Source organism: Crossiella sp. S99.2, assembly GCF_023094165.1.
In the GTDB taxonomy this organism is placed as follows: Bacteria; Actinomycetota; Actinomycetes; order Mycobacteriales; family Pseudonocardiaceae; genus Crossiella.
In genome coordinates, this window is record NZ_JALMDK010000003.1 from 200,769 (window position 1) to 223,303 (window position 22,535).

General features: G+C 71.9%; 22 protein-coding genes. 8 read left to right on the plus strand and 14 right to left on the minus strand.

Annotation, left to right across the window (positions count from 1 at the left end):
- The first annotated feature begins 1 nt into the window (after nt 1).
- Nucleotides 2-1,273 carry a transporter gene (locus MZC64_RS12145; RefSeq protein WP_247757182.1) on the plus strand — a complete coding sequence of 424 codons (1,272 nt, stop codon included), beginning with the start codon at nt 2-4 and terminating at the stop codon, nt 1,271-1,273.
- Between the two features lie 32 nt (nt 1,274-1,305).
- Nucleotides 1,306-1,758 carry a GNAT family N-acetyltransferase gene (locus MZC64_RS12150; protein ID WP_308300992.1) on the plus strand — a complete coding sequence of 151 codons (453 nt, stop codon included), beginning with the start codon at nt 1,306-1,308 and terminating at the stop codon, nt 1,756-1,758.
- Here MZC64_RS12150 and MZC64_RS12155 read toward each other — a convergent pair.
- The 3 genes from MZC64_RS12155 to MZC64_RS12165 form a co-directional block, all read right to left on the minus strand.
- On the minus strand, nt 1,727-2,041 hold the full coding sequence (locus MZC64_RS12155; protein ID WP_247757180.1) for a hypothetical protein: 315 nt from the start codon (nt 2,039-2,041) through the stop codon (nt 1,727-1,729). The two genes, MZC64_RS12150 and MZC64_RS12155, sit on opposite strands and share 32 nt — an antisense overlap.
- On the minus strand, nt 2,038-2,424 hold the full coding sequence (locus MZC64_RS12160) for a hypothetical protein (RefSeq protein WP_247757178.1): 387 nt from the start codon (nt 2,422-2,424) through the stop codon (nt 2,038-2,040). Before MZC64_RS12160 ends, MZC64_RS12155 begins: the two co-directional genes overlap by 4 nt.
- A 71-nt stretch (nt 2,425-2,495) precedes the next feature.
- The gene (locus tag MZC64_RS12165; protein ID WP_247757177.1) at nt 2,496-3,056 is read right to left on the minus strand and encodes a TetR/AcrR family transcriptional regulator; all 561 of its coding nucleotides are present in this window, start codon (nt 3,054-3,056) and stop codon (nt 2,496-2,498) included.
- A 151-nt stretch (nt 3,057-3,207) separates the two neighbouring features.
- On the opposite strand from MZC64_RS12165, the gene MZC64_RS12170 reads away from it, so the two are divergent.
- Nucleotides 3,208-4,065 carry an alpha/beta fold hydrolase gene (locus tag MZC64_RS12170; protein WP_247757175.1) on the plus strand — a complete coding sequence of 286 codons (858 nt, stop codon included), beginning with the start codon at nt 3,208-3,210 and terminating at the stop codon, nt 4,063-4,065.
- Between the two features lie 13 nt (nt 4,066-4,078).
- Entirely contained in the window at nt 4,079-4,798 is a 720-nt protein-coding gene (locus MZC64_RS12175) for a hypothetical protein (protein WP_247757174.1), read from the plus strand.
- Nucleotides 4,799-5,043: 245 nt separating this feature from the next.
- On the opposite strand, the gene crtI is transcribed toward MZC64_RS12175, so the two are convergent.
- From crtI to MZC64_RS12195, 4 genes are all read right to left on the minus strand, one after another.
- A complete protein-coding gene (gene crtI / locus MZC64_RS12180; protein ID WP_247757173.1) occupies nt 5,044-6,513 on the minus strand; it encodes a phytoene desaturase family protein in 1,470 nt (489 codons plus the stop codon).
- Nucleotides 6,514-6,553: 40 nt separating this feature from the next.
- A complete protein-coding gene (locus tag MZC64_RS12185) occupies nt 6,554-7,660 on the minus strand; it encodes a polyprenyl synthetase family protein (protein WP_247757172.1) in 1,107 nt (368 codons plus the stop codon).
- Between the two features lie 40 nt (nt 7,661-7,700).
- On the minus strand, nt 7,701-8,732 hold the full coding sequence (locus tag MZC64_RS12190) for an oxygenase MpaB family protein (RefSeq protein WP_247757171.1): 1,032 nt from the start codon (nt 8,730-8,732) through the stop codon (nt 7,701-7,703).
- A gap of 71 nt (nt 8,733-8,803) precedes the next feature.
- The gene (locus MZC64_RS12195; protein WP_247757170.1) at nt 8,804-9,799 is read right to left on the minus strand and encodes an aldo/keto reductase; all 996 of its coding nucleotides are present in this window, start codon (nt 9,797-9,799) and stop codon (nt 8,804-8,806) included.
- 161 nt (nt 9,800-9,960) lie between these two features.
- Here MZC64_RS12195 and MZC64_RS12200 point away from each other — a divergent pair, with 161 nt between their 5' ends.
- Entirely contained in the window at nt 9,961-10,872 is a 912-nt protein-coding gene (locus MZC64_RS12200; RefSeq protein ID WP_247757169.1) for a helix-turn-helix transcriptional regulator, read from the plus strand.
- Here the strand turns inward: MZC64_RS12200 and MZC64_RS12205 are convergent.
- Nucleotides 10,797-11,729, minus strand: a complete 933-nt coding sequence (locus MZC64_RS12205) for an aldose 1-epimerase family protein (RefSeq protein ID WP_247757168.1) — start codon at nt 11,727-11,729, stop codon at nt 10,797-10,799. The genes MZC64_RS12200 and MZC64_RS12205 overlap by 76 nt on opposite strands.
- Before the next feature lie 460 nt (nt 11,730-12,189).
- Between MZC64_RS12205 and MZC64_RS12210 the strand changes: the two genes are divergently transcribed.
- Entirely contained in the window at nt 12,190-12,339 is a 150-nt protein-coding gene (locus MZC64_RS12210; RefSeq protein ID WP_247757167.1) for a hypothetical protein, read from the plus strand.
- Nucleotides 12,340-12,531: 192 nt separating this feature from the next.
- Here MZC64_RS12210 and MZC64_RS12215 read toward each other — a convergent pair whose 3' ends face one another.
- Entirely contained in the window at nt 12,532-13,491 is a 960-nt protein-coding gene (locus tag MZC64_RS12215; protein WP_247757165.1) for a LysR family transcriptional regulator, read from the minus strand.
- A gap of 269 nt (nt 13,492-13,760) precedes the next feature.
- Here MZC64_RS12215 and MZC64_RS12220 point away from each other — a divergent pair, with 269 nt between their 5' ends.
- Complete coding sequence (locus MZC64_RS12220; RefSeq protein WP_247757163.1) at nt 13,761-14,564, plus strand: isocyanide synthase family protein; 804 nt, start codon at nt 13,761-13,763, stop codon at nt 14,562-14,564.
- A gap of 160 nt (nt 14,565-14,724) precedes the next feature.
- On the opposite strand, the gene MZC64_RS12225 is transcribed toward MZC64_RS12220, so the two are convergent.
- From MZC64_RS12225 to MZC64_RS12235, 3 genes are all read right to left on the minus strand, one after another.
- Nucleotides 14,725-15,735, minus strand: a complete 1,011-nt coding sequence (locus MZC64_RS12225; RefSeq protein WP_247757161.1) for an exonuclease domain-containing protein — start codon at nt 15,733-15,735, stop codon at nt 14,725-14,727.
- A gap of 63 nt (nt 15,736-15,798) precedes the next feature.
- Nucleotides 15,799-16,443 (minus strand): MBL fold metallo-hydrolase, encoded by a 645-nt coding sequence (locus MZC64_RS12230; protein ID WP_247757159.1) that lies wholly within the window; start codon nt 16,441-16,443, stop codon nt 15,799-15,801.
- 36 nt (nt 16,444-16,479) lie between these two features.
- Nucleotides 16,480-18,006, minus strand: coding sequence for a carboxylesterase/lipase family protein (locus MZC64_RS12235; protein ID WP_247757157.1), 1,527 nt, complete (start codon nt 18,004-18,006; stop codon nt 16,480-16,482).
- Nucleotides 18,007-18,137: 131 nt separating this feature from the next.
- Between MZC64_RS12235 and MZC64_RS12240 the strand changes: the two genes are divergently transcribed.
- Nucleotides 18,138-19,094 (plus strand): Lrp/AsnC family transcriptional regulator, encoded by a 957-nt coding sequence (locus MZC64_RS12240; RefSeq protein ID WP_247757155.1) that lies wholly within the window; start codon nt 18,138-18,140, stop codon nt 19,092-19,094.
- Here the strand turns inward: MZC64_RS12240 and MZC64_RS12245 are convergent.
- Both MZC64_RS12245 and MZC64_RS12250 read right to left on the minus strand, forming a co-directional pair.
- Nucleotides 19,078-20,586: an ABC transporter substrate-binding protein gene (locus MZC64_RS12245; protein WP_247757154.1), complete on the minus strand. Its 1,509-nt coding sequence runs from the start codon at nt 20,584-20,586 to the stop codon at nt 19,078-19,080. The two genes, MZC64_RS12240 and MZC64_RS12245, sit on opposite strands and share 17 nt — an antisense overlap.
- The gene (locus MZC64_RS12250; RefSeq protein WP_247757152.1) at nt 20,583-22,514 is read right to left on the minus strand and encodes a hypothetical protein; all 1,932 of its coding nucleotides are present in this window, start codon (nt 22,512-22,514) and stop codon (nt 20,583-20,585) included. Before MZC64_RS12250 ends, MZC64_RS12245 begins: the two co-directional genes overlap by 4 nt.
- Nucleotides 22,515-22,535: the final 21 nt, after the last annotated feature.

A 22,535-nucleotide genomic window follows, 5' to 3' on the forward strand; every position in this document is an offset into this window, starting at 1 on the left:
CATGGGCTTTGTCATCGTGGCCGTGATGGCCCTGGGTGTGCTGCTGATGCTCACCCGGTTGCTGCCCACCGCGTTCACCCTCGGCTTTCTCGCCGTGGCCATCGGATTGCTGTCCGGGGCCAGCCTGCTCGGCAAGACCACCAGCGTGGCCACCACCGTGCTGCAGACCGGCGCGCCGCTGCTGGCCGCCACCATGATCGCCATCCTGCTCGGCTCCTGGCTCGGTGCGCTGCTGGAGGAGACCGGCATCGCCGCGACCCTGGTGCGCAAGATCGTCGAGTTCGGCGGGGAACGGCCCGCGCTGGTGGCAGTGGGCGTGTTCGGGGTGTCGCTGCTGGTCGGCACCATCACCGGCTCGGCGCCCGCGGCACTGCTGGCCGGGGTGGTGGGGATCCCGGCGATGATCGCGGTCGGCGTGCCCAAGGTGGTCGCCGCGGGCACTGTGCTGATGGGCATCTCCGCCGGACTGCCCCTGGAACTGATCGGCTGGCAGTTTCTGGCCGACGCGCTACGGATGCCGATCGAGCAGGTCCGCTCCTTCCAGCTGCGGCTGTTCCCGATCGTGCTGGTCATCGGAATCGCCTACGTGCTCATCGAAACCCGGCGCAAGGGCGTGCGGCACGCCTGGGCGGTGCGCGCCGCCACCCGGCGACGGGCCCGCCGCGGCGACGCGCCCTGGTACGCCCTGCTCACCCCGCTGGTGCCGATCGTGCTCGCGCTCGGCTTCGACCTGCCGATCGTGCCCGCCCTGCTTGCCGGACTGCTCTACTGCCTGGTCAGCACCTACCGGCGCGGCGGGGCCAAGGAACGCGCGCTGCGCACGCTGTACCGGGCCTTCGAGGTGGCCGCGCCGCCGATCGTGCTGTTCGTGGCCATCGGCATGCTGTTGTCCGCGGTGCGGCTACCGGGTGCGGTCGCGGCGCTGAATCCGATCGTGCAAGCCGTCAGCCCGGCCGGTCCGGTGCTGTTCGTGGTGGTCTTCGCGGTGCTGGCGCCGCTGTCGCTGTACCGGGGGCCGCTCAACATCTACGGCCTCGGCGCGGGCGTGGCCGGGGTGCTGATCTCCGGCGGGGTGTACCCGCAGACCGCGGTGCTGGGCCTGATGTCCTCCCTCGGCCAGGTGCTCGGCGTGTCCGATCCGACCAGCACACAGACCGTGTGGAGTGCCCAGTACGCCGGCACCCGCCCGGAACGGGTGATGCTGTCCACGCTGCCCTACACCTGGCTGATCGCCCTCGGCGGCCTGACCCTGACCGCGCTGCTGTACCTGTAGCGCTGTCGGTGCCCCCGCCTACGCTGCCGGAGGTGACCGTCATACGCCCCGCCGACCCCGGTCAGGCCGATGAGTTGACCGAACTGATGTACGCCTGTTCGGCCTACCGGGGTGAGTACGCCTCGATCCTGCACGACTTCCGGCTCACCGCGGCGGACCTGACCGCCGAACCCACCTTCGTCGCCATGCGCGAGCGGCAGCCGCTGGGCTTCTACCGGCTCATCCTGGATCCGCCGGAGCTGGACCTGCTGTTCGTGGCCGATCACGCGCAGGGACTGGGTCTGGGAGCGCGGCTGCTCCGGCACATGCTGGCCGAGGCGGGGCAACGCGGGCTGACCGCGGTGCGGATCGTCTCGCACCCGCCCGCGGCCGAGTTCTACCGTCGGCAGGGCGCGCAGCAGGTCCGGATCCTGCCGCCGTCGCCGCCCCGGGTGACCTGGTCCCGGCCGGAGTTCACCCTGCCGGTGCCCGCTGTGGCCGGCTGACGAAGGCCACCAGTCCCACCAGCATCATGACCCCGCCGCTGGCGGCGAACAGGACCAGGAACGGCAGCACACCCACAGCCACCTGGACGCCGCCGGTCAGCAGGCACAGGATGCCGAGCTGGGTGGTGCTGCGGGCAGCCAGGGGCAGGAAGCCGAACAGGGCCAGGGCCAGGAAGAACGGGCTGGCCGGGCCGAGGGCGATCGACATCAGCACGCCGACGGCCATCGAGACGGTGACCGGCAGCGCCATCAGCCGCCACAGCCAGCGCGGCGGGGCTGTCATGACAGCCCGTGGAAGCGGTAAATGATCAAGGCGATGATCTGGTAGCCGCCGGCCGCACCGAGCACGATGAACGGCACCCTGGCCAGCCAGGACCGGCCGGACAGGGCGACTCCGAGCAGGAGCAGACCGGGACCCATGAACAGGATTGGCACGGTCAGGCCGGGACTGACCGCGACCACTAGGCAGGCCACCCGGAACGCGTACTCGTTGCCGATGAAGAAGAGCGGGACGAATCCGACCAGCGACATCACCACCAGGTACTGCTCGGTTGGGTCGACGCGGGTCGTTTCCGAGATCCGCGTGAGCGTGGTGGCCGCCATGACCACCGCGGCCACCGCCGTGGCGACGATCCGCCAGACGGGGGCCGGGAGTGAGGTTTCCATGCTGTGCCTCCAGGATTGAGCGAGTGCTCAATTCTAAGCACATGTTGAGCGATTGCTCAAAGTGATTCCGGTCAGCTGCCGGTGGCGGTGGCGATCAGGTTGAGCGCGGCCGGGCGGGCGTAGTCGAAGGCGGCGTCGTCATCGAGGGAGGTGGCCAGTGCCATCGAGCCCTCGAACAGCACGAACAGCTGGCGGCCCAGCTCGTCCGGATCCGCCGCCCCGGCCTCGCGGGCGGTCTCGGTCAGGTGGCGCAGGAAGTCGAGCTTGTGGCGGTGGATCACCGCGTGCGCGGCCTGGTTGGCCTCGGCCAGTTCGACCGCGGCGTTGTGCAGGGGGCAGCCGCGGAAGCCGAGGGCCTGGTCCGGGCGGTCGAACAGGGCGATCAGCCGATCCCGGGCGGACAGATCGGCGCGGGCCAGGCCGGCCTCGTTGCCGAGGGATCTGGTGGTCAGCTGCTCTAGGTAGGCGGTGACCAGGTTGTCCTTGCTGCCGAACAGCTTGTAGAGGGTGCGCTTGGAGACCGCCGCGGCCTCGGCCAGTTCCTCCACGCCGGTGGCCTGGATGCCCTGCCGGTAGAACAGTGCGCTGGTCGCGCCGAGGATGCGCTCGCGCGGGCTGGCCTGGGTGGTCATGCGTTCAGGGTACCGCTCGTTTTCCTGTTCCGGAAAATCGCGTGTCGCCGATCACAGGAAAGCGGGTACCGATCGGTTTCCATCTGGTGCTAACGTCTGCGGTACCGATCGGTTTACCTGGATCGGCTGGGCTCAGGAAAGGACAACGGGCATGACCGCCAGCACGCATGTCACCGCGCCGACACAATTCGTCGAGGCCGACGGGACCCGGTACGCCTACCGCCGTTTCGGCGCGGACACCGGCACCCCGCTGGTCTTCCTCCAGCACTTCCGCGGCGGCCTGGACAACTGGGACCCGGCGATCACCGACGGCCTGGCCGCACACCGCCCGGTGCTGCTGGTCAACTACGCCGGCGTCGGCGCCTCCACCGGCCAGACCCCCGACACCATCGAGGGCCACGCCGACGGGGTCGCGGCCGCACTGGGCGGACTGGGCCTGCGCACCGTGGACGTGCTGGGCTTCTCTATCGGCGGCATGGTCGCCCAGGAACTGGCCCTGCGACACGCCGACCTGGTGCGCAGGCTGATCCTGGTCGGCACCCGGGCCAAGGGCGGCACCAGCGAGGGCGCGCACCCGGACTACCCGCACGTGGCCACCCGCAACGCGGTGCCGGAACTGGCGGACTTCCTGTTCCTCTTCTTCGACCCCGCCGCGGCCAGCCAGGCCGCCGGCCGCGAGTTCTGGGACCGCCGCACCGCCCGCGCCGACGCCGACCCGCCCTCGGGCGCGCAGACCATGCAGGCCCAGGGCATCGCCACGGCGACCTGGCAGGCCGACGGCGCGGACCGCTTCGCCGACCTCGCCCGCATCACCCAACCGACCCTGGTGGTCAACGGGCGCGAGGACGTCATGGTGCCCACGATCAACTCCTACGACCTCGCCCGGCACCTGCCCAACGCCCAGCTCAGCATTTACCCCGAATCCGGCCACGGCGCCCTGTTCCAGTACCCGGAACTGTTCGTCAGCCAGGCCGACCGATTCCTCGGCAACCAGCTCGCGTTCCACTGAAAGGCGACCGACAATGAGTGACCTGCTCGACTTCGTGCTGGAAAAGCACGGCGGCCTGACCGCCTGGCAGCACACCACCGAGATCACCGCGCACCTGAACGCGGGCGGACCGTTCTGGGGCCTGCGCGGCTACCCGGACGCCTTCACCAGCCAGACCCTGGTCATCGACCCGCACCGCCAGCACCACGTGATCACGCCCTGGCTCGACCCCGGGCACAACCTGACCTTCCGGCCCAACGAGGTCACCCTGCGGGACAGTGCGGGCGCGGTGGTGGACCGCCTGACCGAACCGCGCGGCACCTACCGCGGCAACGACGCGCTGTCCCCGTGGCAGCCGCTGCAGGTCGGCTACTTCCTGGGCTACGCCATGTGGAACTACCTGGTCACGCCCTACCTGTTCACCTTCGACGGCGTCCGCGCCGAGGAAGGCGAGACCTGGCGGGAGAACGGCGAGACCTGGCGGCGGCTGCACGTCACCTTCCCCGCCGACCTGGCCACCCACACCGCCGAGCAGACCTTCTACTACGGCCCCGACGGCCTGCTCCGCCGCCTGGACTACACGGTCGACGTCAACGCGGACGTGCTGGTCGCGCACTACACCGGGGAACACCGCACGGTGGGCGGACTGGTGTTCCCGACCAGCCGGCGGGTGTACCGGCGCAATCCGGACAACACGGCGGACCTCAGCATCGCCGGCATCACCCTGGAACTGAGCGACATCACGGTCGCCTAGGCGGCGTATGGTCGCCGGTCGCCGGTCGCCGGTCGCCGGTCGCCGGTCGCCGGTCGCCGGTCGCCGGTCGCCGACGTGCGGAATGCGGCCGGGCCGGTCGCGGTCGCTGGGGCGGCGCAGCGGTGATCGGCCCCGCGTCCAGCCTGTCCGGCGGGCAGCCGCTCCTGCGGCCGGGGAGCCGCCACGGCGGTGGTCAGTCTCCGCTGTGCGGCCTGTCCGGCGGGCAGCCGCGCTCGTGGCGCTGGTCAGCCCGTGATGCGCTGGGCGGCCAGCCGACCGGAGATCAGCACCGGCGGAATCCCCACCCCGGGCGTGGTGCCCGCCCCCGCCAGCACCACGTTCGCGAATGCCCTCGGCAGGTTCCCCGGCCGGAACGGGCCGGTCTGGGCGAAGGTGTGCGCCAGCGAGAACGGCGTGCCCGCGGACAGCCCCTGCCGCGCCCAGTCCGCCGGGGTCACCAGCGACAGCCGGGTGACCGCGGCCCGGTCCGGCAGCAGGCCGCGCTTGGCCAGCACCGTCACGATCTCCTCGGCGTAGTGCGGGCCGATCCGGTCCCACTCCAGGGGTGCGTCGGCCAGGTTCGGGCAGGGCGCGAGCAGGAAGTGCCCGGCCCGGCCAGGCGGGGCGAGCGTCGGATCGGTCAGCGACGGGGTGGTCAGCAGCAGCGAGGGATCCGACATCAGCCGGCCGCCACTGGTGATCTCGGCGAAGGTCTGTTCCCACGCCTCGCCGAAGCTGATTGTGTGGTGCGCCAGGTCCGGCGAGGTCTGCTCGGCGGCCAGGTGCACCACGACCGCCGAGGGCGACCAGCGCAGTGGCACCGGGCGGCGCGGCTGGTGGCCGAGCAGGTCGTAGGTGGCGGCCAGGTCGGTGGTCAGCACCACCGCGTCACAGGTGATCCGGTCGGTGGCGGTGTGCGCGGCCAGCACCCGCCCGCCCCGGCCCTCCAGGGATTCCACCGTTTCGCCGTAGCGGAACCGCACCCCGGCGGCCGCGGCGGCCTCGGCCATGGCCTGGGGGAGAGCGCGCATACCGCCGCGCGGGAACCACACCCCGGCCACGGTGTCCATGTAGGCGATCACCGCGTAGGCAGCCAGCGCGCGCTGCGGCGGCACCCCGGCGTAGAGGGACTGGAAGGAGAACACCCGCCGCAGCCGCGGATCCCGGATGAACCGCCCCACCGCGGGCCCCAGCCGCCCGAACCCGCCCATCGCCGCCAGCTTCGCCAGCGAGGCGCCGGCCAGATCCAGCGGCGAGTCGAAGTTCGCGCCGATGAACCGGTCCCGCTCCACCGCGTACAACCGGCCCAGCCACTCCCGCAGCCGCAGGTAGCCCTGCGCCTCGGCCGGCCCGGCGAACCGGCGCACCTCCTCGGCCATCGCCTCGGCCCCGGTGTGCACGTCCAGACTGCTGCCGTCGGCGAACCGGGCCCGGTAGGCCGGGTGCAGCGGCAGCAGCTCCAGCCGTCGGTCCAGCGAGTCGCCGACGGCGTGCAATGCCTCGTCGATGAGTTCCGGCATGGTCAGCACGGTCGGTCCGGTGTCCAGCCGGAACCCGTCCACATCCAGCCGCCCGGCCCGCCCGCCCGGATGCGGCTCGCGTTCCACCACGGTCACCTCGCGGCCGCTGCCGCGCAGGTGCAGGGCCGCGGACAACCCGGCCAGCCCGCCGCCGACGACCAGGACGTGGTCGCTCCGTCCGGTCACCCGCCGCATGGCCGCACTCCGTTCGGTCGTCCGCCGGCTGCCGAACCCGTCAGTGATCGCGTTCGGTCAGCACCCTGGCCAACGTACCCAGTTGCCCGGCCGGGCCCGCACGAAGGTCCGCCGCGGCCAGCGCCGCCAGCGCGGCCGCGGTGTGCTCGGCGATCATCCGCTCCACCGCGTCCACCGCCCCGACCTCGGTCAGCGCCTGGCGAACCCGGTCCACAGTGGACTCCTCCACCGGGTTTTCCCCGCTGCCGCGCAGGATCCCGGTCAGCAGCTCGGTCACCGCGCGCCGCCCGGTCCGCTCAGCCAGGTGCAGCCCCAGCACCAGCAGCGGGGTCCGCTTGCCCTCGCGCAGGTCATCGCCCACCGGTTTGCCGGTGACCGCCGGATCGCCGAAGACCCCCAGCAGGTCATCGCGGAGCTGGAAGGCCACACCCAGCGACCGCCCGAACGCCCGCAACCGGCTCATCATCGGCTCGGCCGCCCCGGCCAGCTCGGCGCCCAGCTGCAACGGCCGCTCGATGGTGTAGCTGGCCGTTTTCAACCGGGCCACCCGCAACAACGCGGGCACGGAGTCCTCGCCCTTGGCATGCGCCCGCAGATCGAGGTACTGACCGGCCACCATCTCACTGCGCATCGCCTGCCACGGCCGCCAGGCCCGCCGCAACATGTCATGGCTGACCCCGGAACCGACCAGCGCGTCATCCGCCCAGGCCAGCGCCAGATCGCCGATCAGGATCGCCACCCCGTCGCCGAAGCGTTCCGCGCAACCTGACCAGCCGGCCGTCCGATGCCGACCCGCGAACACCACCTGCGCCGCGGGCTGCCCACGCCGGGTCGAGGACCGGTCCATCACGTCGTCATGCACCAACGCGCTGCACTGCAACAACTCCAGGGCCACCAGCGCCCGCACCACCGAGTCCGCGCGTTCCCCGGCCGGATCACCGCCCGCGGCCCGCCAGCCCCACCAGGCGAAGGCCGGCCGGATCCGCTTGCCGCCGGCCAGCGCCAACTCGGTCAGGGCCCGCACCACCGCCGGATCGACCCCGGCCCGCACATCGCTGTCGCCACGCGTCCGCAGGAACTCCTCGATGGCCGATTCCAGCCCGGCCTCGGCCAGCTCCGCGGCGAACACCACCTGTTGGACCGGCAAGTCCCCCTCCTCCGCTCGCCGCGCCTCCCGTCTCGCGACGCTAGCCGCCGGACCGGGAACGCGCATCCGCGAACGACGCTGACCTGCGAGGACGCCAAGACTGCCGGTTGCCGTCCGCGCGGCCGCCACCGCCTCGCCCAGCATCGCCTTCCCTGTCACCGCGGTGGCCGCCGCCTTCTCGCTGCTCGCCGCTATCTCGGCTGTTGCGGCCTTCTCGCTTGCCGCAGCCTCGGTTGCCGCGCACGTCCTCGCCCGCGGCCAGGTCGGCCCTGGCGAAGGCGGCCCGCGCCCGCGGCAGGTAGCGGAGCCGGTACGGCAGCAACGGCCAGACCCGCGCCACCACCACCGCGAACGGCCGGAACCGCCGCTCGTCCACCGGCCGCCAGGACGCGCCGATCCTGGCCCGCGCCACCGGCGGCAACAACCCGCGGGTCAGGAACCACAGCACCCGGCCCACCAGCGGTGCGACCAGCCGCCACAGCGGAGCGGGCAGCCACGGCTGCGCCATCGTCTCCGGCCGGTGCACGAAGGCCAGCAACGCCCGCGCCGCCGGGGTGAGTTCCAGCTGCTCGGCGCACACCCGCTCGAAGTAGGCCTGGAACTCCGCCCAATCGCCGGGCACCGGCCGATCGCTCACCCCGTACCGCCGGTAGATCAGCACCGACTCGGCGTAGAGCTGCTCTCGCTCAGCCTCGGTCAACGGCCGGTCGAAGACCTCCGCGATCTGCAGCACCACGTCGAACATGGTCGCGTGCGCCCAGAACCACACCTCCGGATCCAGGGCGTGGTACCGCCGCCCCTGGGCATCCCGGCCGGTGATGCCGTGGTGCAACTCGCGGATGCCGTGCGCGGTCGCCCCGGCCGCCGGACCGTCGTAGACCACCCCGGCGATCTGCGGGATCGACCGCAGGGTGCGCGCCCACGGCTCGGTGTAGAACGCCGAGTGCTCCACCACGCCCGCGCCCAGCGCCGGGAACATCAGTTCCAGCAGACCGACCCGCCCGAGCAGCAGCAGCGAACGGCGGTCACCCGCGTAACGCCAGTACAGGGATCCGGGCCCGGGTGCGGTCATGGCGGACTCCTCGACGGGGAGCCTCCATCATGGCCCACCCGCCCCGCCGGGCGACATGGGCCGATCCGGGGTCACCGCTCACTGTCCAGGTGCGCCATCAACGGCTCCGGATAGCGTGCTCCGGCAGCGGCATCCGCCGGCACCGCGCGTTCGATCGCCTGGAGGTCCACATCGGACAGTTCCAGATCCAGGGCGCCGATCGCCTCGGCCAGACGCTCCCGCCTGCGCGCGCCCACCAGCGGCACGATGTCCTGCCCCTGGTGCAGCACCCACGCGATGGCCACCTGGGCGGGAGTGGCGCCCCGGGGCTCGGCCACCGCACGTAATGCCTCGGCCAGGCCCAGGTTGTGCCCAAGGTTCTCCGGCGCGAATCGCGGGCTGTGCGCGCGGAAGTCCCCGGCCGGCATCGCCCGCCCGGCCGCCCAGTGTCCGGACAGCAGGCCCCGGGACAGCACGCCATAGGCGGTGACGCCGATGCCCAGTTCGCGGCAGACCGGCAGGATCTCCGCCTCGATCCCGCGGGAGATCAGCGAGTACTCGATCTGCAGATCCACGATCGGGTGCACCGCGGCGGCCCGGCGCAGGGTCTCCGCACCGACCTCGGAGAGCCCGATGTGCCGTACGTGCCCGGCCCGCACCAGCTCGGCGATCGCGCCGATGGTGTCCTCGATCGGCACGGCCGGGTCGAGCCGGGCCGGCCGGTAGACGTCGATGTGGTCGGTGCCCAGCCGCTGCAGCGTGTACGCGGCGAAGTTCCGCACCGCGGCCGGTCTGGCGTCGACGCCCAGCCAGTTGTTGTCGGCATCGCGCAACGCGCCGAACTTGACGCTGATGACGGCCTGCTCGCGGTCGCGGCCACGCAGTGCCTCGGCGATGAGCAGCTCGTTGTGGCCCATGCCGTAGAAGTCGCCGGTGTCCAGCACGGTGAGGCCCGAGTCCAGGGCGGCGTGGATGGTGGCGATGCTCTCGGTCCGGTCGGCCGGGCCGTACAGGTCGGACATGCCCATGCAGCCGAGGCCGAGCGCGCCGACGGCCGGGCCGGTGGCGCCGAGGGGACGGGTGTTCATGACGGTGGGGCCTCCAGTCGGTTCCGCGGCGAAGCTGCCGCTGACCCGAGCCTGCCCCGCCGGCGCCGAGTTGAGGAGAGGACTCCGAGTCCCAGGGACTGGGCGTCCCAGGGACTCGGAGTCCCTGGATAACTGTCGGTGCGGCAGGGCAGGGTGGAGCCGTGGACCGAACCCAACTCGCCGACTTCCTCCGCCGCTGCCGGGCCCGCGTGCAGCCCGCCGAGGTGGCCGGCCTCGACCTGACCCGCCGCCGCACCCCCGGCCTGCGCCGCGAGGAGGTGGCCCGCCTCGCCGGTGTCTCCACCGACACCTACACCCGCCTTGAACAGTGCAGAGGCCGACATCCGACCACCCAGGTGCTGGCCAGCCTGGCCCGCGCGCTCCGACTGACCGACGATGAACGAGACCACCTGTACCTGCTCGCCGGGCACGAGCCACCGGTCCCGCAGGAGCCCACCACCACGATCCGGCCCAGCCTGCGGTCGCTGCTGGGCCGCCTGTGGGACAACCCCGCCCAGGTGGTCTCCGACCTTGGTGTCGTGCTCGCGCAGAACCCGCTCTCGGTCGCCCTGATGGGTGATCTGGTCTCGGCGCACGGCTGGGACCGCAGCTTCTACTGGCGCTGGTTCGCCCGCCCGGAGACCCGCGCGCTGTTCCCGGCCGAGGACCACCCGCACCACTCGCGGGTGCACGTGGCGGATCTGCGGGCCACCGTGGCCCGCAGAGCCAAGGACAAGGACGTGCTGGAGTTCGTCCGGGCCCTGCGCGCCAGCAGCGCCGAGTTCGCCGAACTCTGGGACGAACACGTCGTGGCCGTGCGCCGATCGGATGAGAAACGCTTCCTGCACCCCGAGATGGGACTGATCGAGGTGCATTGCGAGATCCTGCTGACCCCCGAGCACGACCAGCGTTTACTGGTCTACTCCGCCGAGCCCGGCACCGTCAGCCACGACCGCCTGCAGTTGCTCGGCATACTGGCCAACCAGACCCCGGAGGATCAGGCCGAGGCAGAGGCCGCGTTGGAGGAGCTGGAGGCGATGGACCGGTACCCCCAGGAGCCGTTCCAGTTCTGACCCGGTTCCAGCACGATCAGCCCGTCACCGCTGTTGAAGGCGTTCGGCGCGCAGGTCATCGGCTCGATGGTGATGCCAGAGCGCGGCGTGCGTGCCGCCGGGGCGTAGTCGTCGGTGTAGACCTGCAGGTAGTCGTAGCCGCCGTCCAGCCACAGCTCGGTGGCCGTGCCGGTCGCGTCGGCCACCCGGGCCACGGCGTGTCCCCGCTCGTCCCGGACCAGGTCGGTGAAGGCGGTGTCCAGAGCCGCCGAACCGAGTGAGCGGGCGGCGCGGAAGTCCAGCGCGGTGCCGGTCACCGACTCCTTGCCGATGGGCAGCAGGCGGTTGTCGGTGGGGTAGTAGGTGGCCGCAGGCACGGTCAGTTCGACCGGCCCGGTGGTGGCCAGGTACGGGTGGTGCGCCGCGCCGAAGGGCGCCGGTGCCGAGCCGGTGTTGGTGGCCTGCAAGGTGATTCGGACGCCATCGGCGTCAACCTGGTGCTCGATACGGAAGGAGAGTGCGAACGGATAGCCGTACTGCGGACGTTGGTCCTGGGTCAGCACCACGCGGTCCTCGGTGTGCTCGACCAGCGACCACTCGGTCCAGCTCAGCAGCCCGTGCAGGGCAGCGCCCCGGTCCGGCTCGTTCAGCGGGACCTGGTGCCGCACCCCGCCGAAGGTGTATGCCCCGTCCTCGATCCGGTTGGGCCACGGCACGATGGTCTTGCCCTGATAGCTGTCGCCGAGTTCGTCAGCGGCGTGGGTGAGCAGCCGCTCGACGCCGTCAACCCGCCAGGACAGCAGCGTGGCGGCCACTCCGGCCACCACCGCGGTGTGCCGGCCAGAGCGGATCTCGTACAGGCGCCCGTTCATCGTCATGGCGCGGATTGTGTCATCCGCGGCGGTGGGGCCGAGTCGCTCGTCAGAGTGTGTCGCCTGCCACGTAGGTGCACAGGTCCTACGAGCGGTGGTCAGGGACGGCGGTGTGGACGAGGGTCCGGACCTGCGATGGCACCGGGCGGCGTAGGCCGGATGTCGCTGTCGGGGCGTGCGAGCGGGCTCGCCTTCCTGGCGGTGGCGGCGCGAGGTGCCGGGCAGGTGGCGGCGTGCGGGTGGCTCGGGATGAGGCGCGCGGGTGCCGTGGGATGAGCGCGGTGGGCAGCCGTGCTCGCCGCGGCGGTGAAGGGACGTGGCGGCAACGGGTGCAGCGGGCAGTGGGTGCAGCGGGCAGTGGGTGCAGCGGGCAATTGGATGATGCAGCGGGCAGTTGGGTGCAGCAGGCAGTTGGCGCGGCGGGGACGGTCTGAGACCGGGCCTCGGAGGGCACGGGTGGCGCAGGGTGGCCGCAGGCGCATGTGGGCGGCTGGCGGTGCTGATCGCGCTGGTGTTCGGGGTGCTCGCGGCCTGGCGGCAGGGCGGCTGGTGGCGCCCAAGGATGGCTGGCGGTGTGCAGGGGCGGCTGCCGGCGAGCAAGGGCGGCAGGTGGTGAGTGAGGACGGCAGGTGGTGAGCAAGGGTGGCAGGTGATGCGTGAGGGCGGCTGGTGGTGCGTGATGCCTGGCGTGGGTCACGCGGGTTGTGCGGCGCGGCTGATGCGGTGGCACGGGTTCGGTCGTTTGCCTCGGAACGACCGGGGTGTCGGGTCCGGGATGACCGGGGTGTTGGGACGGTGGCGGGTGGGGTCAGCCGGCCAGTTCGTCGGTGCGGGACAGCCAGCTTCGGTAGACCGGGGCCTGGTCCGCCTTGGCCCAGTAGGCGCGGATCGCGCTGCTGACCAGGGTGTCGGTCAGGGCGGCCAGGGGGCTGTCGGTGCGGAAGGCCAGGATGTGGCGGAAGTCCGGGCGGGCGCCGGCGAAGGGGCGGACCGAGATGCCCTCCTCCAGACGGAAAGTGGCTTGGGCGAGCATCACGCCCAGGCCGCGGCGGAGGAAGTCGCGGGCGTTGAAGCTGTCCAGGCGGTAGGCGATGCGGGGGATGAAACCGGCATTGGCACAGATGCCGCGGAGGTATTCGGCGCAGCGGATTTCCAAGCCCTGGGGGAGGATCCAGTTCTCCTCGGAAAGGTCGGCCAGGGCGATCTCGAATTCGTTTGCTAGCGAATGTCCTGTTGCGACGGCGATGAACAGCGGTTCGGTGGCGATGGTGTGCACCGTCACGCCCGGCGGGCGGTCCAGGGGCATGCCCGGGTGCTCGGCGAGCACACCCAAGTCCGCCGCGCCACCCGCCAGAAGTTCCATCGCGGTCTGGCCGCAGCGTTCCTGCCGCAGGGTGATGTCGGCCTCCGGGGCCAGTTCGTGCAGGTGTTCGGTGATCGGACCCGGTAGCGGGGTCGGGTGGGCCACAACGCGGATCCGGGCCGGGCCGTCGGACAGCGGGGCACCGTGCTGGCGGGCCTCCTCGATCAGCTCGTCCACCGAGGGCACCAGGACCCGCACCCGTTGCACCACCAGCTCGCCCAGCGCGGTCGGACGGGTTCCGTTGCGGTCGCGGTGGAACAGCATGCCGCCGAAGGCGCGCTCTAGGCGCTGTAGCTGGCGGGTCAGGGCCGGCTGGGTCAGGCCGAGCCGGGTGGCGGCGCCGCTGAGACTGCCCGCCTCGCTGATGGCCCCAATCATCCGCAGGTGCCGGATCTCCACGTCCATGATCTCGATGCTAGGACCCGCTGACCTGGCCGCGTAGCCGCTGATCGTCCCCTGACCGGTCGAACCATGTCTTGCGGTCATGGCGAGGTGTCAGTGGCCCCCGCCGAATTGTTCAAATTCTAATGAGTTGCATGTTGTCCTCCACGACACCGGCGCGGCTGGCCACGCGGGTGCTCGAACTTGTGCTTGCGCACCAGCGGAAAGCACGCAATGGCGGGCCGTGCGGACCGAGTCCGTGCCCCCGGTGCCTTTCCGCGCACCTGCCCGCGGTGATCCGGGCAATTGGGCAGAACCGGCCGATTCAGTTCGTGCTGCCCGCCTTTCCGGCCAAATCGCCCAACCGGGACAAGGTTCTCGGCCACCTGCCCGACCTGGCCGAGGAACTCGCCGTCGGTTTCCTCAGCGACCTGTGCGCGGAGCTGACCGAGCTGTATCCACCGGGCGCCCGGCTCACCATCTGTTCCGACGGCCGGGTCTTCGGCGACCTGATCGGCGTGCCGGATGAGGCGATCACCGCCTACCAGCAGGAGATGGCCGCGCTCATCCGGGCCACCGGGTCGGACCGGCTCGATCTGTACACATTGGACGACTACGCGCCCGGTTCCGGCCCGGAATCACTGCGCCGCCTGCTCGATGCGGAGTACACCGAACCGATCGCGGAACTGCGCGCGCGGATCCGGGCCGACGCCGACCTGCGCGCCATGTACCTGGGCATTGTTCGCTTCCTGCTGGAGGACCGGCACGGCCCCGGCTACTCGGGCACCCGCTCGGCCCTGCAACGGGAAAGCCGCCACCGGGCCTATGGTGTGGTCGCCCGAAGCCGGGCCTGGGGCGATCTGGTCGGCGCCCGGTTCCCGGACGCGGTGCGGCTGTCCATCCACCCGCAGCCCTGCGGCGCGGCCAAACTCGGCCTGCTGCTCGGCCGCACCCCGGACGCCTGGCTCACCCCCTGGCACGCGGTGGCCGTGCGCGAGCCCAGTGGCTTCACCCTGATGAAGCGGATCGAGGCCGAACAACTGGGCGCGCGGCTCGTGCACCGGGCCGGTCGCCCCAGCCACTACGTCCTGCCCTGAGCGGTTGCCTTGGGTGGTTGCCTTGCCACCGCGTTCCGCCCCGCCCCGGCCCCTGCCTCGCCACCACGTCTCGCCACCACGTCTCGCCGTTCGCGGCCCTGATGTTCATGCCCCAGCGCCTTCGGACCGGCGGCGCTGGGGCAGTACCTGGGGTTGCTGGTCATCCTGGCGTGCGCAGCTCGGCGAGCAGGCGGGCGAACACCGGTTCGGTGATGATCGGGATCTGGTAGTCGCGTGCCTTGCGTGCCTTGGTAGACAGGGAATCCGGGTCCGCGGCGACCACGACCTTGGTCCAGCGGCAGACGTTCTCCGGGTGGGTGACCAGCCCGGCGGCGGCCGCGTGGGCCTGGAGCTGTTCGCGGGGTTGGTCGGTCTGGCCGGTGAAGGCGATGCGGTCGCCGGCGTCCAGGCGGAATCCGGCGGGCAGTTCCGCGCCGGTGGGGCGGTCGTCCTCGGCGGAGCGGGGGACAGGGGCGGGGCTGGGTGCCGTGCTGGTGCGGAACACGGCCGGGTTTCGGCTCGCCCGGCGGTAGCTGGGGGCGCCGTCCCGGCGGGGGCGGCGGGCGACCGGGTGGCCGGGCGCGCTCCGGTGCACGACCGGGGTGTCCAGGGCGGGGGCGAATGGCCAGGGGCGGGAGCGGGCCGCTGCGAGCAGTGGGGACCAGTCGTCGTGGCCCGCGGCCAGGTAGTGCGCGAGCAGGGCCGCGGTGGCGCGGGCGTCGTAGAGGGCCGAGTGCGCGTTGGTCAGCGGGATGCCCGCGGCGGCGCAGCAGGCGGCCAGGTTGCGGCGGTCGGTGGTGAGGTAGCGCGGGGCCAGGGTCATGGTGCACAGGCCGTTGAGGGCCTCGGCCGGGGGCAGGACGCCGGCGGCGGTCAGCTCGGCCTGGAGGAATCTGGCGTCGAAGGTCAGGTTGTGCGCGACCAGGACCCGGCCGGTCAGGCGGGTGATCAGGTCGCCGGTGATCTTCTCGAAGGTGGGTGCGGGCAGGACCTCGCGGGTGGTGATGCGGTGGATGTGCTGCGGGCCCAGGTCACGGCGTGGGTTGACCAGGGTGCACCACTCGCCGGTGATGGCGCCCTGGGCGTTGACCTGGACCACGGCGATCTCGATGACCCGGTCGCGGCCTGCGGCGAAGCCCGTGGTCTCGACGTCCACCACCGCGAAGCCCACCGAACCCCCGATCCGTAGCGATCACCGGACGCAGCGTATCCGTCGCGATGATCACCGCCGGGGTCAGGCGGGCAGTTCGACGCTCTCACCGGTGGCCAGCAGGGTCAGCGGCGCGCCGGTGCCGGGGCCGCGTTCGCCGAGCATGCTGCTGGTCAGGGTGCGGCCGATGTCGCTGAGCAGCACGTCGTGCACCTGGTATGCCTGGCGTGGCTTGACCGCGCGCACGTAGTCGATCAGGTGCGCGACCCGGGACCAGGGCGCGTGCAACGGCAGCAGCAGGGTGTCCACCGGGCGGTCGGGCACGGTGAGCGCGTCGCCGGGGTGGAAGACCGTGCCGCCGAGCAGGAAACCGCTGTTGGGCACCAGGGGCAGGTCCGGGTGGATCTCGGCGTGCCAGGTGCCGTGCACCTCGACCTCGACCGCGCCGAGGTCGAACCGGTCGCCGTGCCCGACCGCGGTGACCCGGCCGGCCAGGCCGGTGAGCTGGGCCGCGACCGAGGCCGTGGTCCACACCCGCAGCGCCGGGTTGGCGTCCAGGGCCTGGCGCAGGCGGTCGCCGTCGAAGTGGTCGAAGTGCTCGTGGGTGATCAGCACCGCGGTGGCGCCGGTGAGCGCCTCCGGCTCGGTGAAGGCGCCCGGGTCGAGCACGATGGTCTCGCCCTCGTGCTCGACCCGGACGCAGGCGTGGCCGTACTTGGTGAGTCGCATACCCGCAACTCTACAGCCTGGCTGTGTAGTCTGCGATCAGAATGCCGTGGGTGGCACGCCGGTCCAGGCGGTGCGGATCTCGGCGGGTACCCGGTCCTCCCGGACGTACGGGTGGCGGGTGAAGATCATGGTGTCGCGGGCGCCGGGTTCGAACGGGCGCCAGCGGGGGAGATCGGGCAGGCGGGGGTCGCCGGAGCGGGCGAAGGCACACAGCGAGTCGTTGAGCTGGGTGGCCAGGCGCTGGGCGAACTTGAGGTTGGCCTGGGGATGGAGTTGCTCCTGGCGGACCTTGCCGAAGGTGAAGGCCAGGTCGGAGGCGTGCACCGGGCCCAGCGGGGAGGCGTCCGCGTAGTCGAAGCGGTAGGTCCAGGCGCGGGCCCCGGCGCGCTGGGCGGCTTCGGCCAGCCAGATCGAGGGGAGGCCGACGAAGGTGTCGCTGACCAGGTCCAAGCGCGGGTCGCGGCCTGCAGGGCTGTGTTTGCGGTAGGTGGCCTGGATTTGTGCGAAGCGGACGTCGCCGACTACTGATTCGAGCTTGGCTTCCAGGCCGGGGGCGAAGAGGGGGAAGAGCTGGGCGAGTTGTTTTGACTCGTCGCGGCAGGTGCCGATCATGAGGTCGACGGCGGGGGAGAGCCTGCGTAGCGGGTGGGTGGGCAGCACGTGGCCGTCCAGGACCTGGTGGAAGACCTCGCCGTTCAGCTCGGGGGCCTGGGTGGCGGCCGCGGCCGCGGCGACCAGGTCGGCGGCGGGCACGGTGAACAGCTTGGGTGAGTTGGGGTCGGGGATGCCGAGCTGCTTGAGCACGTAGTTGGTGGTGCGCTGGGCTTGGCCGGGGGTGAAGTGGGGGCGGGCGCCACCGCTTTGGGTCACCGCGCGGCGGAACAGGCCGGTCGCGGCGGGCGCGCCCAGCAGGCTGCCGATGGACATGCCGCCCGCGGACTCGCCCATCACCGTGATGGTGCGGGGATCGCCGCCGAAGCCGCTGATACACCGCCGCACCCAGCGCAGGGCCTCGATCTGGTCCAGCAGGGCGGCGTTGCCCGACCCTGGCCGGCCTGCCAGGTGCAGGTAGCCGAAGGCGTGCAGGCGGTAGTTGATCGTGACCAGGACGATGTCGTTGCGCTCGGCGAAGACCGTGCCGTCGTAGTCGCTGCCCGCGCCGCTGATGAACGCGCCGCCGTGGATCCACACCACCACCGGCCGGCGACCGCTGGTGCCGCGGGAGTAGACGTTGAGGAACAGGCAGTCCTCACTCTGCGGACCCGGCGGGCGGGGCGGTCCGGCCAGTTGCAGGGCGGCCGCGCCGAACTCGGTGGCGTCCTTGATCCCGCTCCACGGTCGCACCGGGCGGGGTGCGGTGAACCGGTGCTCCCCGGTGGGCGGCTCGGCGTAGCGGATGCCGCGCCACACCGTGATCTCGCCCGCGCGTTGCCCGCGCAGCCTGCCGAGCGGGGTGGTCGCGACCACCTCCGCGTCGGCCGCCGCGGCCACCCCCGGCACCGCGGCGGTCAGCATCGCGCCGCCGGCCAGTCCCAGTGCCATCCGCCTGTTCACCTGTGCCACTTCGGCCTCCCGTGTCCTGGTGTTCGCCCTCCACTTCAGCGCGGACTTGCCTGGAACCGGTCGTCCCGTACGCTGAAACGACGAAATCCCGCGAAGTGGCGGCCCCAGTCGACGAGAACCGGCGAACGCATATGGATGATCTTGACAGTAGACTGGTCGCCGCGCTGCAGGTGAACGGTCGGGCCACCTGGTCGAGTGTCGCGGCGGCGGTCGGGGTCTCCGAGCGCACCGTCACCCGGCGGCTGGCTCCGCTGCTGGCCGGTGGCACGGTGCGGGTGAGCGCGATCCCCAACCCGGTGCTCGACCCCGACCTCACCGGTCTGGTCCTGCGCGTGCGCTGCCGCCCCGGCCGGACGCCGCCGGTGGCCGAGGCCCTGGCCGCGTTGCCCGAGGCGTGGCAGGTGCTCATCCTGGAGGGCGGCGACGAGATCGCCGCGACGCTGTGGGTGAGCACGCCGGACCGGCTGAAACTGTTGCTGCTCAAGGAACTTCCCAAGACCTCCTCGATCGACTCCTGGCAGACCCGGCGGCTGCTGTGGATCTTCCCGGACGCGCTGGGCTGGCAGGCCCCGCTGCTGTCGGCCGAGGAGAAGGCCCGGCTGGGCGAGGTGGTGCCGTTGCCGGCGACCCGGCCGCTGCCCACCCTGGACGAGGTGGACCGGCGGCTGACCGCGTTGCTGGTCAAGGACGGGCGGATGGGGTTCACCGAACTCGCCCGGCACAGCAACGTCTCGGAGTCCACCGCCCGCCGCAAGGTGGACGCTCTGCTGCGTGAGGGCGCCATCGCCATCACCACTGAGGTCGACCCGCGCCTGCTCGGCTACCACCTGGAAGCGTTGCTGTGGCTGACCATCCAGCCCGCCGGGCTCGGCAAGGTGGCCAAGGTGCTGGCCGCGCACCCGGCCACCCGGATGGCCGCCACCACCAGCGGACCGAGCAACCTCCTGGTCGCGGTGGTGTGCCGGGACGGCGAGGACCTCTACGAGCTGCTGACCGGCACCCTGGGCGCGCTGCCGGAGATCACCGGCGTGGACGTCACCCCGGTGCTGCACGTGGCCCGGCGGGCCGGGGTCAGCCACTCGGCGTGAAGTACGGGGTGGTCGGCGGCCCGACCGGGGGCGGCGGCACCTGGAGCACCGGCACCGGTTTGCCGCCGGGGTTGCCTTTTGTCTTGGCGCTGAAGGAGATCAGGCCGCTGGCCGCGGGGACCTGGTAGGCGTTGTTGAGGTTGAGCAGCTGGCTGAGCACGTCCGCGGGGCTGGGCCGGCCGCGGGCCGCGCCGGACTGCTCGGCGGCCAGCCGGATGGCGCGGGCGGCGGTGACCATCGCGTCGTGGTGCATCACCGCGTACCCGTCGTCCAGGGAGGCGGGGCTGAAGTGCGCGGTGAAGGCGGCGTGGAAATCGCGGTAGTTCGGCGCTTCCGACGCCCCGGCCCGCCACCGCTCATCGTCCACAGAGGACGCGTAGACCGCGGTCACGTTGGCCGCGACCAGTTTGCCGGTGAGCACCTTGACCAGCCCGAACCCGGTCGCGCCGGTGAGCACGGTGAGCGGTTCGGCCCGGCACACCCGGTGACTGAGCGCCTCGATGAAACTGACCAGGTCGCCTTCCCGGCCCGCGTAGAAGACCAGCTGCGGGTGCACGGTGCAGATGTTCTTGGTGATGCCGTCGAACATGTTGGGCGTGGCCGCGCCCGGGATGGACGCGCCGACGAAACTCTGTGGCGGATAACGGAGATAGCCGCCGCGTTCGGTGAACTGCCGCTCGATGGCCTGTTTGAGGGTGCGGGTGTAGAGGTCGGGCTGGTTGGCGTCGTAGACCAGCAGCCCGTCCCGCAGATCCGCGCGGCCGGACAGGTAGCGGGCCAGCGCGGCGACGTAGTCGGTGTTGGTGGCATTGGCCCGGATGAGGCCGTTGATGTGCTCGTGGTCCAGGCCGTCGGCGGTGATCAGCGCGCCGATCATGGGCAGGCGCAGCTCGGACAGGCGGGTCGCGGCCGCCGCGGTCTGCGCCACGCTCATGCCCAGCCCGGACACCGCCACCAGTCGATCGTCGCTGGTGACCCGCTCGGCCAGTGCGGTCACCACCGGTTCCCAGTGCGTCATCCCGGAACCGGCGTTGGCCAGCAGCAATCGGATCAGCGGCTGCGGATCACCGGCCAGGGAACCGCGGTTGACTCGTTGCTGGCCGACGAAACTGCCCTGTAGCAGGCGCAGGATCTTGGGTCCGTTGAGCGCGCTGGTGTCGTTCCAGGTCAACGGGGACAACAACGCGACGCTGACGTAGGGCTTGTTCTGGGCTAGCACCCACTCGTTCTCGGCGACGATTTTCCGTTGCACCTCGGCCAGATCCGGGTGGAACTCGTAGGAGCCGTCGGTGACGCCGACGCATTCACCGTCCACTTCGGACACCCCGGAGGACGGTCCGCCGCAGGCGCCGAGCAGCCGGTCGCCGATCCAGATCGCGCCCGCGGCCACCAGCAGCACGACGGCGGTGAGCACGCCGAGGTTGCGGATCCGCCGCCGCCGGCCCGCTTTGGTGGGCGGGGGCGTGAAATCGATGGTGTCCAGGTCGGTCATGACTGCTCCGCGAGTCGCTGGTAGCGGCGGGACTCATCGAGGAGCACCGTGGGCGAGGCCCCCGAATAGGTGGCCAGGGTGGTGAAGTGGGTGGCGATCTCCTGGTGCAGGCGGCCGCGGGTGTCCCGGTGCAGGGGGTCGGTGTCCAGCCACAGGGCGGCGATCAGGCCGGCGACGGTGTGCTGGGTGTCGCCGGCCGGGCCCAGGTTGTGCAGCAGCGTGGCCACCTCGTCCACCGCGGGCAGGCGGTGGGGCAGGCGGTTGGGGGCGGCGGTGACCTGGTGCAGTTCGGCCAGCCAGGTAGTGGTGTCCAGGTGCTTGAGGCGCTGGGTTTCGGCCGCGGCGACCCCGGCGAGGTCCTCGGCGGCCAGGGCGTAGTAGCGGGCGGCGACCGAGCCCTCCAGGCTGTGCCTGCGCAGGGTGTCGAAGACCCTGGACCAGGGGGCGGGATCGGTGGGGGCGCGGCGGGCCAGGCGGTGCAACAGCAGGCGGCGCAACAGGTTTCCGCTGCCGGACCACAGGTGGGTGGCCTCGATCTCGGGCAGCGAGGTGCGGTCCCTGGCGCGGAGTTCGGCCTGGCCGGCCAGCCAGAGGCCGTCGTCCTCGGTGCGGGCGGCGGCGCAGGTGACCAGGTCGGTCAGCACGGTGAGGTCGGGGAAGTCCAGTTCGACCGGGTAGTCCTGGAGTAGGCGGTGCAGCAGGCGGTCGGCCACGCACAGCGGGGTGTCCTGTTCCAGGCCGTGCGGTTCCCGTTTGGTGAGCAGTTCGGCGATTTCCGGGCGCGCCTCGGCGTGTGCGCGCAGGGCGTCGACGAGCAGCCGGGCCGCGGCGGGGTGGCCGCCGGTGAAGCGGTGCACGGTGTGTGCGATCCGCCGGTCATCGCCGACCCGGGCGCCGAGCGTGGCGAGCAGTTCGCGCACCTCGTCCTCGGTGAGGTCGGGCAGCCGCAGGTGCAGCCAGCGCGGATGTTGCGGGTCGACGCGTCGTTGCAGCTCGGCGTAAGTGCGGTCGCGCGGGGTCAGGGTGGCCACGTCGGCGGGGTCGATCCGGTCCAGCAGCGGGCCGCGGCTGGTGACGACCAGGGTGAGCGGGTCGGGGGCGGTCTGCTTGCGGGTGTCGGTGAGGCGGAGCAGGAACCGGCGGCCGACCGGGGTGTCCGCGTTGTCCAGTAGGGCCACGCAGTTCAGCGACCACTCGGCGGCGCGGCGGGTGCCGAACCCGGCGCGCAGGTCGGCCAGGAATGCCCGGCACAGCAACTGTTCCAGGAGGTACTGGCCTTGTTCGTGGTCGGGGTCGCGGGCCCATTCGTTGATGTCGACCAGCACTTCGAGGGCGTCCTCGTCGAGGTCGCGGTCCTGGTGCTTGAACCAGCCCAGGAAGCGGCCGAGCACCACCCTGGTCCACCGCCAGCCCGAGGCCCAGCCCACCAGCGAACCGGCCAGCCTGCCCAGCGGACCGGGCGGCACCCCCGGTGGCAGTTCGACCGTGCCGAGGGCTTCGCCAGCCGCGGTCTCCAGGATCTGGGCCAGGGTGTCCAGGCGGCGGCGTTGTTGCAGCACCGCGAGGACCTGGCGGCGGGCAGCCGGACGGTCCTCGGGCAGGTCCAGGGCCATCACCACGGTCGCGGCGGCCAGCCGGGGGAAGCGCAGGTGGCCGTAGCCGCGGCACCAGCGGTTGAGCTGCGAGGCCAGCGCGGAGAGCAGCTGCGGGATGGAGGCGTGTTTGCCTGCTTCCAGGTCCAGGCGGGCGTAGGGCACGTGCTGGTCCAGCCGCCGGGCCAGGTCGGTGAGCAGGGTGGTTTTGCCGCTGCCCCGGGACCCGGCCACCACCAGCACCGGGTAGCCGCGGCTGGTCGGCCGGTCGTGCTGTTCCGGCCGGGACATCAGTTCGCGGACCAGGCGGATGGCCGCGCTGCGTGATCGACCCATGATTCGACGCTAGTCAGGCGC